The sequence below is a fragment of the Pseudomonas sp. VEM90 genome, from assembly GCF_054611535.1.
In genome coordinates this window covers 123,007-136,995 of the sequence record NZ_JBTRAR010000017.1, presented here as the reverse complement: position 1 = coordinate 136,995, position 13,989 = coordinate 123,007, and the positions used below count along the sequence as shown (strand labels likewise).

The 13,989-nt window shown below is 62.9% G+C and carries 9 protein-coding genes; 7 read left to right on the top strand and 2 right to left on the bottom strand.

Annotated elements, in window-relative coordinates:
- Window positions 1–526: 526 nt before the first annotated feature.
- The gene (locus ACYCCG_RS17470) at window positions 527–1,603 is read right to left on the bottom strand and encodes an ABC transporter substrate-binding protein (protein ID WP_459671293.1); all 1,077 of its coding nucleotides are present in this window, start codon (window positions 1,601–1,603) and stop codon (window positions 527–529) included.
- Window positions 1,604–1,816: 213 nt separating this feature from the next.
- Between ACYCCG_RS17470 and ACYCCG_RS17465 the strand changes: the two genes are divergently transcribed.
- The gene (locus tag ACYCCG_RS17465) at window positions 1,817–3,469 is read left to right on the top strand and encodes a nitrite/sulfite reductase (protein ID WP_176683904.1); all 1,653 of its coding nucleotides are present in this window, start codon (window positions 1,817–1,819) and stop codon (window positions 3,467–3,469) included.
- Entirely contained in the window at window positions 3,453–3,947 is a 495-nt protein-coding gene (locus ACYCCG_RS17460) for a DUF934 domain-containing protein (RefSeq protein WP_003250391.1), read from the top strand. The genes ACYCCG_RS17465 and ACYCCG_RS17460 overlap by 17 nt, the downstream gene beginning before the upstream one ends.
- Window positions 3,948–3,993: 46 nt before the next feature.
- Here the strand turns inward: ACYCCG_RS17460 and ACYCCG_RS17455 are convergent, their stop codons facing one another.
- The gene (locus ACYCCG_RS17455) at window positions 3,994–8,181 is read right to left on the bottom strand and encodes an NEL-type E3 ubiquitin ligase domain-containing protein (protein ID WP_459671290.1); all 4,188 of its coding nucleotides are present in this window, start codon (window positions 8,179–8,181) and stop codon (window positions 3,994–3,996) included.
- A gap of 204 nt (window positions 8,182–8,385) precedes the next feature.
- Here ACYCCG_RS17455 and dkgB point away from each other — a divergent pair, with 204 nt between their 5' ends.
- The 5 genes from dkgB to ACYCCG_RS17430 all read left to right on the top strand — a co-directional run bounded on the left by dkgB (window position 8,386) and on the right by ACYCCG_RS17430 (window position 13,955).
- Window positions 8,386–9,189: a 2,5-didehydrogluconate reductase DkgB gene (gene dkgB / locus ACYCCG_RS17450; protein ID WP_176683907.1), complete on the top strand. Its 804-nt coding sequence runs from the start codon at window positions 8,386–8,388 to the stop codon at window positions 9,187–9,189.
- A gap of 20 nt (window positions 9,190–9,209) precedes the next feature.
- Window positions 9,210–10,382, top strand: a complete 1,173-nt coding sequence (locus tag ACYCCG_RS17445) for an MFS transporter (protein WP_459671300.1) — start codon at window positions 9,210–9,212, stop codon at window positions 10,380–10,382.
- Between the two features lie 239 nt (window positions 10,383–10,621).
- Window positions 10,622–11,854 (top strand): MFS transporter, encoded by a 1,233-nt coding sequence (locus ACYCCG_RS17440; RefSeq protein WP_209964930.1) that lies wholly within the window; start codon window positions 10,622–10,624, stop codon window positions 11,852–11,854.
- 36 nt (window positions 11,855–11,890) lie between these two features.
- Window positions 11,891–12,664, top strand: coding sequence for an AraC family transcriptional regulator (locus tag ACYCCG_RS17435; protein ID WP_209964927.1), 774 nt, complete (start codon window positions 11,891–11,893; stop codon window positions 12,662–12,664).
- A gap of 142 nt (window positions 12,665–12,806) precedes the next feature.
- The gene (locus ACYCCG_RS17430; protein WP_209964925.1) at window positions 12,807–13,955 is read left to right on the top strand and encodes a M14 family metallopeptidase; all 1,149 of its coding nucleotides are present in this window, start codon (window positions 12,807–12,809) and stop codon (window positions 13,953–13,955) included.
- Window positions 13,956–13,989 lie beyond the last annotated feature (34 nt).

Here is a 13,989-nt window from a genome sequence, read left to right as displayed (position 1 = left end):
GGCCAGAAGCAAAAAGCTTCCTCGAATAGGCCTGATACATAGATGCAACCGGGTTCCTATGTTCAAAAAGCAGCTAGACAGTGTGGGCGAGTCCATACATAGGAGCGGGTTTACCCGCGAATACGGTGGCAGCAGCAACGATGAACGGCGGGTGGAGATTGGCCAGCAGGGCCGGCCCTTTCGCGGGTAAACCCGCTCCTACGACGGTCCTGCGTCATTCTCAAGGCAGATGTTTCCACCGCGAAGAGGCGGGCACAGGCAATAATAAAGCGCCTGCGAGATTCCCTCCCGCAGGCGCCCTGCTACATCACGGTCTTGAGTTGCAAGTCACTGGTGGCTGACCCAATACACGGCAGTGACCACCACCAGAACGATCAGGCAGAGGATCGCCCAGGCATCGACACTGCTGTCAGCTTTGCGGACCTTGGTTGGGTTTCCCATTGCATTGCCTCTTGTAGTGGTTATGGGAATGCACTTCACCACCAGCAGTTAAGACGAGCAATGTCCTTCCCTCAAGCAGGGTCATTCAATATTCGACCGGTGACGCCAGAAACGGGTAACGGTAACCGGGCGGTCGCCCTTCGGCACTGTAACGCCGAAAATCGACGCCGTAGTCGTCCCTTTCCAGTAGCTTCAGCCAACGCCGGGCCTTGGCCTGATCGATTTCCTGCAATACCGGAACACGGCGCTCGCGCAGGCCGTCGCGGTTCAACGCCAGCCCGTGGGCATCATCGTGCAGCATCACCATGGCCCAACCGCCAAGGGTGAAATGTCCACCCATCAGCACGCTCAAGCGCCCATCGATACGCGCGCGCAAGGCTTCGGCCGAGCTGTTGACGGCACCGAACAGCACATCACGCCCCGGCGTATACCCGGCCTCCTCGAACGCCTGCATGGCACCAAAAGCCATCTGGTCATTGGCCGACCACACCAGGCGGGTGGCCGGGTAACGCTCCAGCAACTGTTGCGCCTGTTCGTAGGCGCGCTGGCGATTCCAGCCGCCGTATACCACCTGCCGCAAGCGCACCTGAGGGAAATCGGCCAAGGCGCGGCGCATGCCCTCAACGCGCAACTGCGAGGCCGGGGTGGTCTTGACCCCGGCAAAGGCAAGCAGATCCACCGGCCCTGCGTTGCGAGGCAGTTGTGCGAGCATCGAGTGCAACATCTGGTAGCCCGCCTGCTCGTCGTTGCTCATCAAGGTACCCAGCGGCTCGGCATACTTGTCGGGCTGAGCCTCGATGCTGAGGCGCTGGCTGGTGGTCAGGCCATTGTTGACCAGCAGCAGCTTCACCCCGGTGCCACGCGACAGGCGCAGGATTTCCGGTGCCACGTACTGCTCGTTGACCAGTACCAGGTAATCGGGCCGGTGCGGCGCGCTCAGGATCGCCCGGGCCTGAGTCAGTGTCAGGTCGGCGCGGCGCTCGCTGTATTGCACCTGCAGGGTCATGCCCAGCTCGTCCGCGGCGGCCTGCATGAAGCGGGTGTAGCTGGTCCAGAACGTCTCGGTGGACAGCCCCGGGTTGAGGAACACCACCGAAGCCGGTTGCGCATTTGCCACCAGTGGCAAGACAAGGCACAAGCTTTGGCACAGGGCCTTGAGCATGGGGTCACATCTCTGCGAAGCAAACGTCGGATTATAAACGCCTGGCGACGCTCAACGCACAAATGGCAGTCAATCTCACATAGTCCATTTGGTTCTTTTCATATGCAAAAACATCACTTTAGCGCATAACTGCAACCTGATATCGTTCCCCGGCTCCGTACCGGAGTGCGCGGCCGTGCGCGCGAATAGCTGCATGCCTGAGACAGGACTTTTATGTACGTATACGACGAGTACGATCAGCGGATCATCGAGGACCGCGTCAAGCAGTTCCGTGATCAGACCCGCCGCTACCTGGCCGGTGAGCTGAGCGAAGAAGAATTCCGCCCTCTGCGCCTGCAGAACGGCCTTTATATCCAACGTTTCGCGCCGATGCTGCGTGTCGCGGTGCCGTACGGCCAGCTGAACGCCAACCAGGTCCGCACCCTGGCCAGGATCGCTCGCGACTACGACAAGGGCTATGCCCACATCTCCACCCGCCAGAACGTGCAGTACAACTGGCCGGCGCTGGAAGACATCCCGGACATTCTCGCCGAGCTGGCCACCGTGCAGATGCACGCGATCCAGACCAGCGGCAACTGCCTGCGCAACACCACCACCGACCAGTTCGCCGGTGTGGCCGCAGACGAAATCGTCGACCCGCGCCCATGGTGTGAAATCGTCCGCCAGTGGACCACCTTCCACCCGGAATTCGCCTACCTGCCACGCAAGTTCAAGATCGCCATCAACGGCTCGCAGGAAGACCGCGCGGCCATCGAAGTGCACGACATCGGCCTGGAGCCGGTGCGCAACGCTGCCGGCGAACTGGGCTTCCGTGTGCTGGTCGGTGGCGGCCTGGGCCGTACCCCGGTGGTGGGCTCGTTCATCAACGAGTTCCTGCCGTGGCAGGACCTGATCAGCTACCTCGACGCCATCCTGCGCGTGTACAACCGTTACGGTCGCCGTGACAACAAGTACAAGGCGCGGATCAAGATCCTGGTCAAGGCCCTTACCCCGGAAGTGTTCGCCGAAAAGGTCGAGGCCGAAATGGTCCACCTGCGGGGCGGCAGCACCACCCTGACCGAGGCCGAAGTGCAGCGTGTGTCGCGCCACTTCGTCGACCCCGAGTACCTCGCACTCGACAACGTCGACTACACCGCACTGGATGCCGAGTACCCAGGGTTCGCCCGCTGGCGCTCGCGCAACACCCGTGCCCACAAACGCCCGGGTTACGTGGCTGTGACCCTGTCACTCAAGCCGACCGGTGTTGCCCCGGGTGACTTGACCGACAAGCAGCTGGACGCCGTGGCCGACCTGGCCGAACGCTACAGCTTCGGCTTCCTGCGCACCTCGCACGAGCAGAACATCATCCTCGCCGACGTCGAGCAGCGCCAGCTGCACGCGCTGTGGCTGGAACTGCGCGAGGGCGGCTTCGCCACCCCGAACATCGGCCTGCTGACCGACATCATCTGCTGCCCGGGTGGTGACTACTGCTCACTGGCCAACGCCAAGTCGATCCCGATTGCCGAGTCCATCCAGCGCCGTTTCGACGACCTGGACTACCTGTTCGACATCGGCGAAATCGACCTGAACATCTCCGGCTGCATGAACGCCTGCGGCCACCACCACGTGGGCCACATCGGCATCCTCGGCGTGGACAAGAAGGGTGAGGAGTTCTACCAGGTGTCGCTGGGTGGCAACGCCGCGCGCGGCGCAAGCCTGGGCAAGATCCTTGGCCCGTCCTTCGCGCAGGATGACATGGCCGATGTGATCGAGAAGCTGATCGCCGTGTACGTCGAGCAACGTACCGAGGAAGAGCGTTTCATCGACACCTACCAGCGTATCGGCATCGACCCCTTCAAGGAACGCGTCTATGCAGCGAATCATTAAGAACAACCAGATCGTCGACGAAACCTGGCACCTGCTGCCCAAGGAAACCTCGTTCGACGAGCTGACCAACTGCGACGACTACATCGTCCCGCTGCAGATGTGGCGCGACCATGCCCATGTGCTCAAGGCCCGCGATGGTGGCTTGGGTGTATGGCTGGACAGCGACCAGGAAGCGGAGGAAATCGGCGAAGACGTGCACCACTTCCAGGTCATCGCCCTGAACTTCCCGGCATTCACCGACGGCCGCAGCTACTCCAATGCGCGCCTGCTGCGTGACCGCTACAAGTTCAAAGGCGAACTGCGCGCCATCGGCGATGTGCTGCGCGACCAGCTGTTCTTCATGGCCCGCTGCGGCTTCGACGCATTCGCCATCCGTGCCGACAAGGACCCGGAAGACGCGCTGCAAAGCCTGAAGGACTTCTCGGTGACCTACCAGGCCGCCACCGACGAACCGCTGCCGCTGTTCCGCCGCCGCTGATCGTCCCGCCCCAGCGAACAGCCCGCCTCTCGGCGGGCTGTTTCGTTCATAGGCCGTGGCGTTGAATTGCCTCTCGGCTCAATTCAAGCAAAAGCTGCCGTTTCGCGACCTCACGCGCTGCGCAGATATGCTCGACCTGGGCAAAATAGTCGCCATCGCTCAGCGTTTTCGATTGTTCGAGCAACGCATCCAGGCGCTGCTGAAAAGGCTCGTCCAGGCGGCTGAAGCGCGCCGCCTGCTGCTCGTGCAGATAGTCCTGCCAGAAGGATCGATCTGCCAGCGCCTGAGCCAAGGCTTGTGGCGTTTCCTGCCGCAGCACCTCGCTGCGCGCGGCGTCCAGGTCTTCACGGCCAACGCCGCTGAAACTCTCATACGAAAGATGGCTGGGCTGCACGGGAAGGTCGAGGCTATCCGCCAGCCTGACGCGATAGGTCAGGTAAACCTCAACGGGATCGTTCGAAAAGTAATCCGCAATATGCCGCGCGGCAATTGCGTTGACTTTGTCCAGGCGGAACAACGAACGCCCCAGCCTGACCAGCGCCCGCTCCTTCTGTAACCCGGTACCGGCTGTACCGGCCTTGGCGACCAGCGCGCCAACCTCCAGCTCGCTGAGCGTCAGCAGTAACTCGTCGCTGCAACTGCGCGGTCGGGCAACTTGCTCGAACAGGCTCGCGCGTACTTCAGCGTGCTGCTCGCAGGCTTCGAGGATATGCCACACCCGCGCCTGAAGGTCGCGCGGTTGTGCGTCGTATTCACGCAGGGCGCGTAAATCATAGAAAAAGCGGAACAGATCCTGTGCCCCGGCTTCCTGGCTCAAGCGGTTCCAGCGCGCCAATCGCACCTCGCGCTGGGCAGGCGTGAACCCTGAAAACCAAGGGGCTGCAGCGTTCGGGATCGAAGAGGCATGAGCCGCACGCCGACGCTCAGCCGCCCCGGCCGACGCCCTGGCCAACTGCAAGCGCTGCAGGGTTTCGTCCGAGAGTGGATTGTCGTGCAGCTCCAGGCCCCGTAACAAGCGCAGCGGCACTAGAGACAACGCTTCAGGCAGCGTCCGGATCTGATTGTCACGCATGTCCAGCAACTCCAGATTACCGTGCCTGGCCAGATCAGCGGGCAGTTCGCCCAGCCCGGTGTTGCGCAAGGACAGCCGGCGCAGCAGGGGGAAAGACGCCAAGGGTGGCAGCAGGCCGACCGGGTTACCGTTGAGCTCCAGACGGCGCAGCTCCACAAGCTGGCTCAAACGCAGGTTATCTTCGCTGGAAAGCACGATCTGGTTGCCGCCAAGGCGCAGGTTTTTCAATTCGGTCAGTTGCTCGATACCTGCAGGAAGGCGAGTCAGCCGGTTGTTCCGCAAGTCCAGGTTGCGCACCTTGCTGAAGCGACCAAGAAAGCCCGCATCAAGGCTCGTCACCTGCATATCGCGCAGGGTCAGGTGCGTGATGTGGTCGAAACTCACATTGTCAGGCAAGGCCGGCAGGTCACCCACCCGCTCACCCACGAGGGTCAGGTGGTAGTCACCCGCCACCTCCCCAGGGGTAAAGCGCTGCCAGCTTGCCGTAATGCGCCTGGCAACCTTGATACGACGCAGGCGGCGGACAATGTTCAGCCCTGCGTCATTTCGCCAGGCTTGCAATGCCTGCTTGAGGCTGACCTTGGCCTGTAGCAGTTGGCTGACATGGTTCCACGGGTCCACCCCCCGCTGCGCCAGGTCTTGCAGGTAGACCTCCAGCTGCTCACTGCTCATCACCGGATACACGTGGTTCAACGTGCGGCGCAGTGCCTGGCGGGTCCCTGTCAGGTGGCCACTGAGCGGGTAGCCCAAACGCCCATCGAACAACCGCACAGGAGGGCGAATCCCCTGCCCCACACGGGCCAGCCCAATCATCCGGGCCGCCGACTCACGGTCTGCGAGTGCCTCACGCCCAAGCCGCTCACCCAGTGCGTCATCCGTCATCTGGCTCATACCAAGCAACTGTCGCTGGCGGCTGTCCAGCTGCCGCCTCAACGTCTGCAGCAACCCACCCCTGCCCGCGGCAGGCAGCTCAACGTTGACCCCAGCCGACCAAGGGGCGATGGCTTCGATCAGGCCCAACGCGAGCTTACCGGTATCGGCATTTTCTGCGGCGGCCTGGCGCAACCCTGCGCAGGCACGGTCTATCCGGCTGTCGCGTATTGCCCAGCGTGCACGCTCCGCCAAGGCCAAGGGCACCCGGCCTGCACCCGTCAGGCTCTCCATCTCGACGCTGCTGGCCCCCTCGACGATTTCCCGTGCGCAGCGATGGGAAAGGCCCGGGAAGTCTCGCATCAATACGCGGTCCGCTGCTTGCGGGCTGATCTGTCGCTCGTTGAAGACCTCCTCGAAAGCGTCACCCCGCAACGTCGGAAAATCACGGTGCAATTGCTGGCGTTCGATGGCATCGAGCAAGCGTGCCGGCGGGGGCGAATTCTCCAACAGCAAACGGCGCAGGCAGTCAGCCTCGAAGCCGGTGGTCTGCAGCGCTACAGATACCGCCTCATCGGGCACCTGCGCCGTGCGGCTGGCAAGGCGACGCACCATGTAGGCGGGGTCATGCCAGCGCTGCGGTTGCTCGAACTCATGCACCCATCCTCCGGCACCATTGTGCTCAAGCGCCGGTGAATACGCCCCTGGCCTTGATGGGTGATGAATACGCCATGCGCCGTCGTCCCCTTCGCTCACCTCATAGACAGCATCGTGCAGGCGCCTCAGCGAACGGCCAGTTTCATTCACGGCCTGTCCTACCATCAGATCGACGCCCTCACGTTGATAACCCGACAAGGACGGATCACACAGGCGCAACTGGCCATCGCCCAGGCTTACCGGCACCATGGCATCCACCCGCGCCACTCGCTGTGCCAGCTTGCCAAGAGCCGCCGTCCCGGCCGTCGTCACCGCCGCTATCACGACCGTGTCGGCCACGTTGAACAGGTGGCCCAATGCGGCGTCGCGATCACCCAACTGCCAATCCTGGTAGCCTTCGTACACCTCACCCGCCAGTTGCACCACCGTAAGCCCCAGCAGGGCCTGCCCCAACACAGGCACAAACAGCGCTGCCAGGCCTGCCACGCTCAACCCCAAGTCCAGATAGCCCTGCAAACGTGCGCGGCGGTCGGCGATATCCTCATCCTCTGTCGATACCGCCAATACCCGCGCGTCATCCAGCATTTTGTCGATCCGGGCTTGGCGCAGCGCGGCGAACACGTCACCCTCAATCGCAAAACAGCGGCCATCCAGCTCAAGCGGAAGAACAGTGTTGCCTTGGTTGAGCAGCGCGTTCAGCGCCGCGTAGAAGGCGACGCGATCGCGCTCTGCGACGAAGCGCTGGAAGTACCGCCGATACGCCTCATTACGCAAGCGTATGCCAAGGGTCATGTACAGTAGCTCCCAGTGGGTGTGCCAACTCACCGGGGCATACGGGTCCTCAGGCAACCACGCAATAACGCCAAGCAGGCGGCCGTTCTGACGCACTTCGATCATCAGTGCGCCAATGACCTTCTTACCCAGCAGCCTCAGGGTGTGACACTTCAACACGGCGTCGTCGGCTGGCAGGAAAGACCCTGTGCCCACCACCTGGTTGATCCACTGACAGGTCTGCTCATCGATTTCACCCTTGATCCTTGCGGCGATTGCAGCAAGCGCCAGGTTCGCGCTCATCGCCTCCTCCAGGGTGCTCTCGACGGCCACCCCCTCGCCTTCAAGCTTCGATTGCAAATGGCGTTGATAACGCCTGCCGATATCAATGTCTCTGCAAAGACGGACAAAGGCTTGCGCACTGAGTGGCAGCAGGTGCCCACTTGCAGTGACCAACTGCGACCCGGCCGCGAACCAGCCAGGCTGCATTTCCTTTTCGTGGAAGTTGTGCAGTGCCGCCGAGAGCAGCGTCTGGGTGCTGACAAGTCGTGTTGAAGTGCTTGGTAAAGCAGGCGATATCGACGGTTTTGGCAGCAGGGTCACCAGCCTGAGCTGGGCCTGCCGCAGGTCAACCCGCTTGATCGAATGGGCCTCAAGTGCTCTTTTGAGCAACGACTCGGCGAACTCATCCAAGGGGGTTATGGCCCCTAACCAGGCGTCTACTTGATCCTGCGCCCGCTGTTGGCGTAAAGCAGCGGCGCGCAGCCCTGTCAGCTCTTGGGCAGACGCGCGCTTGAGCCAGCCTGGCAACTGACGGGCAATCAGCGCATCGATGGAATCGGCAGGTATTACGGAAGGGATCATGGGCAGCCTCAACGCTTGATAAAAAAGCGCTAGCTGAACAAGGTTCCAAGCCCCTCTGGCCCTATTTATGTAGTGAATGCACAGCTTGAAAATGTATTTGTGCCTACAGGTCAAATGACTTTGGCGCCGTAGCGGCTTATTCGCTGCCGTTCAAACCTGCACACTGGGCACCACATGATCCTCCCCCTATTCAGGAGCAACCCCATGAGCGTTCCTTCCTTCGGCCTCGGCACCTTCCGCCTCACCGGCCAAACCGTCATCGACTCGGTCAAGTCTGCCCTGGCAGTCGGCTACCGCGTCATCGATACCGCCCAGATCTACAAGAACGAAGCCGAAGTCGGCCAGGCCATCGCCGAAAGCGGCGTGCCGCGCAGCGAGCTGTTCATCACCACCAAGATCTGGGTCGACAACTACGCCGCCGACAAGCTGATCCCCAGCCTGCGTGACAGCTTGCAGAAACTGCGCACCGACTACGTCGACCTGCTGCTGATCCACTGGCCAGCGCCGGGCAACGGCGTAGAACTGCCCGAGTACATGAAGGCCCTGGCCGACGCCAAGCAGCAAGGCCTGGCTCGCCAGATCGGCGTTTCCAACTTCAACATCGAGCTGACCAGGCAGGCCATTGCCGTGGTCGGCAAAGGGGAAATCGCCACCAACCAGATCGAGCTCAGCCCCTATCTGCAGAACAGCAAGCTGACCGCGTTCCTCAAGGAACAAGGGATCACCGTGACCTCGTACATGACCCTGGCCTACGGCAAAGTGCTGAAAGACCCGGTACTGGCCCAGATCGCCGCCAAGCACAAGGCTACCGTCGCCCAGGTTGCCCTGGCCTGGGCCCTGCAACTGGGCTATGCCGTGATCCCGTCGTCGACCAAGCGTGAAAACCTGGCCAGCAACCTGCTTGCCCGTGGCCTGAAGCTGGACAGTGATGACATGGCACGCATCGCCGAGCTGGAGCGCAATGGCCGCGAGGTCAGCCCTGACGGCCTGGCGCCAACCTGGGACTGACACCGATGACTGCTCAAACAATGAGACCCGGCCGCGTGCTCTTCGCGTTGGCCATTGGTGCCTTTGGCATCGGTACTACCGAGTTCACCCCGATGGGGCTACTGCCGGTCATCGCCCAGGGCGTGGAGGTGAGCATCCCCAGCGCCGGCATGCTGATCACCGCTTATGCCATTGGCGTGATGGTCGGCGCGCCGATCATGACCCTGCTGTTCAGCCGTTTCGGGAAGCGCGCTGCGCTGATGGCGCTGATGGCCATCTTCACCCTTGGCAACCTGCTGTCGTCGCTGTCGCCGGACTACTACACCCTGCTCGCTTCGCGACTGGTCACCAGCCTCAACCATGGTGCGTTCTTCGGCCTGGGAGCCGTGGTGGCAGCCAGCGTGGTGCCCAAGGAGAAACAGGCCAGCGCCGTGGCCACCATGTTCATGGGCCTGACCATCGCCAACATCGGCGGCGTGCCGGCCGCCACCTGGATCGGCCAGCAGATTGGCTGGCGCATGGCATTTGCCGGCACCGCCGTACTCGGCCTGCTGGCCATGGCCGCACTGTGGTACGCCCTGCCCAAGGGTGAACGCGGCAGCGTGCCGCATGTGCGCAAGGAACTGGCAGTCATTGCCCGCCCCAGCGTGTTGCTGGCAATGGCCACCACCGTGCTCGGTGCCGGCGCCATGTTCACCTTGTACACCTACGTGGCGCCGGTGCTGGCCGAACTGACTGGTGCCTCGGACAGCTTCATAACCTTGGGGCTGGTACTGATCGGGGTTGGCTTCACCCTTGGCAACAGCCTGGGGGGCCGCCTGGCGGACTGGTCGCTGGATGGCGCGGCGAAGATCTTCCTCGCCGTGCTGGCGCTGATCATGCTGCTGATGCCCCTGATACTGAGCAGCCACATCGGCGCCGCCATCGCCCTGCTGGTCTGGGGCATGTTCACCTTCGCCGTGGTACCGCCACTGCAAATGCGCGTAATGACTGCCGCCATCGAGGCGCCAGGCCTGGCATCGTCGATCAACGTGGGTGCGTTCAACCTGGGTAACGCCGTGGGCGCGGCGCTGGGCGGTGCGGTTATCAGCCTGAACCTGGGCTACGCCGCCGTGCCAATGGCCGGAGGTGTGCTGGCGGCTGCGGGGCTGTTGCTGGTATGGCTGGGCGGGCGCAGCAAGGTCGCCGGCAAGACCGCAGCCGATATGGCCTGATCGCATCACCTGCTGGAGCGGCCCATCGCGACACAAGGCCGTTCCTGCACACGGGCCGCGCCTGATTTCCTCACGCTGTAATGATGGAATACCGGGCGCCTCCGTTCTCTTGCCAGGCAGTGGGCACGGATGCCCGAAACGCGACATTGGCTGCCTGTTCGGCGTGAGACAGGCCACCTGGGCACTGGATAACCTGCTGCGGCAACGCCTTGCTCCCTTGCCATAGAAGAACCTTGCCCATGACAACCTCCGCCGCCTCCATAGCCGCCGCCACGCCTGCCGACCAGCCTCAGGGCTTTGTCGTGCGCATCGTCGGTGCGGCTGCATTCGCCCACCTGCTCAACGACCTGATTCAAGCCGTACTGCCGTCGATTTACCCCATGCTGAAAAGCGATTTCGCGCTGAGCTTCGCCCAGATCGGCTGGATCGCCTTGGTGTATCAGGTGACTGCTTCCCTGCTGCAACCTTGGGTCGGCATGTTCACCGACAAGCACCCACAACCCTACCTGCTGCCTGCCGGCATGTTGGTGACGCTGGTGGGCATCGCCCTGCTCGCCTTTGCCGGCAGCTATGAAATGCTGCTGGTGGCTGCCGCCGTGGTCGGCGTGGGTTCGGCCACCTTCCACCCAGAGGCCTCGCGGGTGGCCAGAATGGCCTCCGGCGGGCGCTTCGGCACCGCGCAATCAACCTTCCAGGTCGGCGGCAATACCGGCTCGGCCCTCGGCCCGCTGCTCACCGCTGCCATCATCATTCCGCACGGGCAACCGGCCATTGCCTGGTTCATGCTGGCCGCTGCGCTGGCTGTTCTGGTGCTGCTGCGGGTGACGGGCTGGAGCGTGCGCCACGGCCAGGCCCGGCTCAAGAGCTTCGCGGGCCAACAGGCCCCTGGCCTGTCGCGGGGTGCCATGTGGCGCGCGGTGGTGGTGATCGCCGTGCTGATGTTCGCCAAGTTCGTCTACATCGCTTCGTTCACCAACTTCTTCACCTTCTACCTGATCGAGCATTTCGGCCTGAGTGTGCAGCACAGCCAGCTGTACCTGTTCGTGTTCCTCGCAGCCGTTGCGCTGGGCACCTTTGCCGGTGGCCCGGTGGGTGATCGCATCGGGCGCAAGGCCGTGATCTGGGTCTCGTTCCTCGGCGTGGCGCCCTTCGCCCTGGCCCTGCCCCATGCCGACCTCGCCTGGACAGCCGTACTGGCGGTGGCCATCGGCCTGGTGATGTCCTCGGCATTCGCTGCCCTGGTGGTGTATGCCCAAGAGGCGGTGCCAGGCCGGGTCGGCATGGTTTCGGGGGTGATGTTCGGGCTGATGTTCGGCATCAGCGGCGTGGGTGCAGCCGGCCTGGGCACACTGGCCGACCAGCATGGCATCGAATGGGTGTACCAAGCCATCGCGTTCCTGCCGCTGCTCGGGTTGGCCACCGCCTTGCTGCCGGCCACCCGCTCGCGGGCCCGCCCTGGCCGTTGCTGCTAAAGTGGCGCTGCCAGGCTGCTCCGATATGAGGTCACGATGGTAAAGCCGCAGCGTGAATTGTTGGTGGAGGTCGATGAGTGGACCTGGGAAGTGGGTAGCCGTGCGACAGACTACCCAAGCGACTGGTTCATCGAGCCCCATAGCCACACCAAGCATCAACTGATCTATGCCATCAAAGGCCTGATGATCGTCGAGTCCGGCAACGAATGCTGGACGGTGCCACCCAGCCGCGGTGTGTGGATGCCTTGCGGCCAGGTGCACGCCATTCGCTGTGTCGGCGACGTGAAGATGCGCAGTGTGTTCGTGCGCATCGACGCGGCAACGGGCCTGCCCCTACAGAGCAAGGCCATCAGCATCTCGCCCTTGCTCAGCGAACTGATCAAGGCCTCGGTGGGGTTCACCGCACCGTTTGCCGAGGACTCGCGCGAAGCCCGGGTCATGCGCCTGATCCTCGACGAAATCTGCGTACTGCCGACCTTGCCGCTGAAGCTGTCGCAGCCCAGCGACCAGCGCCTGCGGGTGATCTGCGCGGCATTGCATGAACGGCCCGAGGATAACGCCACCGTTGCCGACTGGGGCGCGCGACTAGGGGTGGACGAAAAGACCATCCAGCGATTGTTCCGCAAGGAAACCGGCATGACCTTCGGCCAGTGGCGCCAGCAGGCGCGGCTGATGCAGGCACTGGAGCGGATAGCGCTGGGCGAGCGAATCATCGATGTGGCGGGCGCGTTGGGCTATGACAGCCCAAGTGCCTTCGCCAGCATGTTCAAGCGCCAGTTCGGTACCACGCCCAGCCAGTTCTTCAAATAACCTGAAGTCCACACATTTGCCGGCCATCAGCTTGCTGCATAAGGGCTGTCCGCTAGCGGCTCGCCCTGCCTGATCTTGCACAGCATCCCCGCCAAGCCGTATACAGTACCCCTACAACAATGCCCGCAAAGGAGCCCGGCACATGACCGTGACGCTGTCCCCCCTGCAGATCGACTGCGATTTCGACTCCGGCAACATACAGGTACTGGATGCCAGCAACCCGGCCCAGGTACACCTGGCCATTCGCCCGGACACCCACAGCGGCCACTACCAGTGGTTCCACTTCAAGGTCAGCGGGCTGACACCGGGGCAGGTCCATCGCTTCAGCCTGGACAACGCTTCCGGCTCCTCGTACAAGAACGCGTGGAGCGGCTACAACGCTGTGGCCAGCTACGACCAGCAGCGCTGGTTCCGTGTGCCAAGCCAGTTCGACGGTACGGCGCTATCGTTCGAGGTCAAGGCTGAACAGGACCAGATCTGGTTCGCCTACTTCGAGCCCTACCCGCGGGCCCGCCACAACCAGCTGATCGAACGTGCCTGCCAACTCCCGGGGGTCGAGTTGCTGGCCAGCGGCCGCAGTATCCAGGGCCGCGATATCCCGCTGCTGCGGGCAGGTGACGGTGCCGAAGGCAAACGCAAGCTGTGGCTGATTGCCCAGCAGCACCCGGGCGAGCACATGGCCGAATGGTTCATGGAAGGCGTGATCGACCGCCTGCAGGCCAACGACGCAGTGGTCCAGCAGTTGCTGGCCAAAGCCGACCTTTACCTGATCCCCAACATGAACCCCGACGGCGCCTTCCTCGGCCACCTGCGCACCAACTTCAAGGGCAAGGACCTCAACCGCGCCTGGCAGGACGCCAGCGTCGAATTCAGCCCGGAAGTGTTCTTTGCACAGGCGCAGATGAAGCAGTACGGTGTGGATGCCTTCATCGACGTGCACGGTGACGAGGAGATCCCCCACGTGTTCACGGCCGCATGCGAGGGCAACCCGGGTTACACCCCTCGGCTGGCCAAGCTCGAAGAGCAGTTTCGTAGCACCTTGTGCAGCCTGACCCGCGACTTCCAGACGGTGCATGGCTATACCCGTGACGAACCCGGACAGGCGAATACGACACTGGCCTGCAATGCGGTGGGCATGGCCCATGACTGCCTGTCACTGACGCTGGAAATGCCGTTCAAGGACCATGACGACGCGCCCGATGCAGTCACCGGGTGGTCTGGGGCGCGCTCCAAGGCACTGGCCGGAGCGGTGCTGGAGACCCTGGCCAACATGGTAGACGATTTGCGCTGAACCCCGCCTTGCGTGCCCCTGAAGAAGCAGCCCG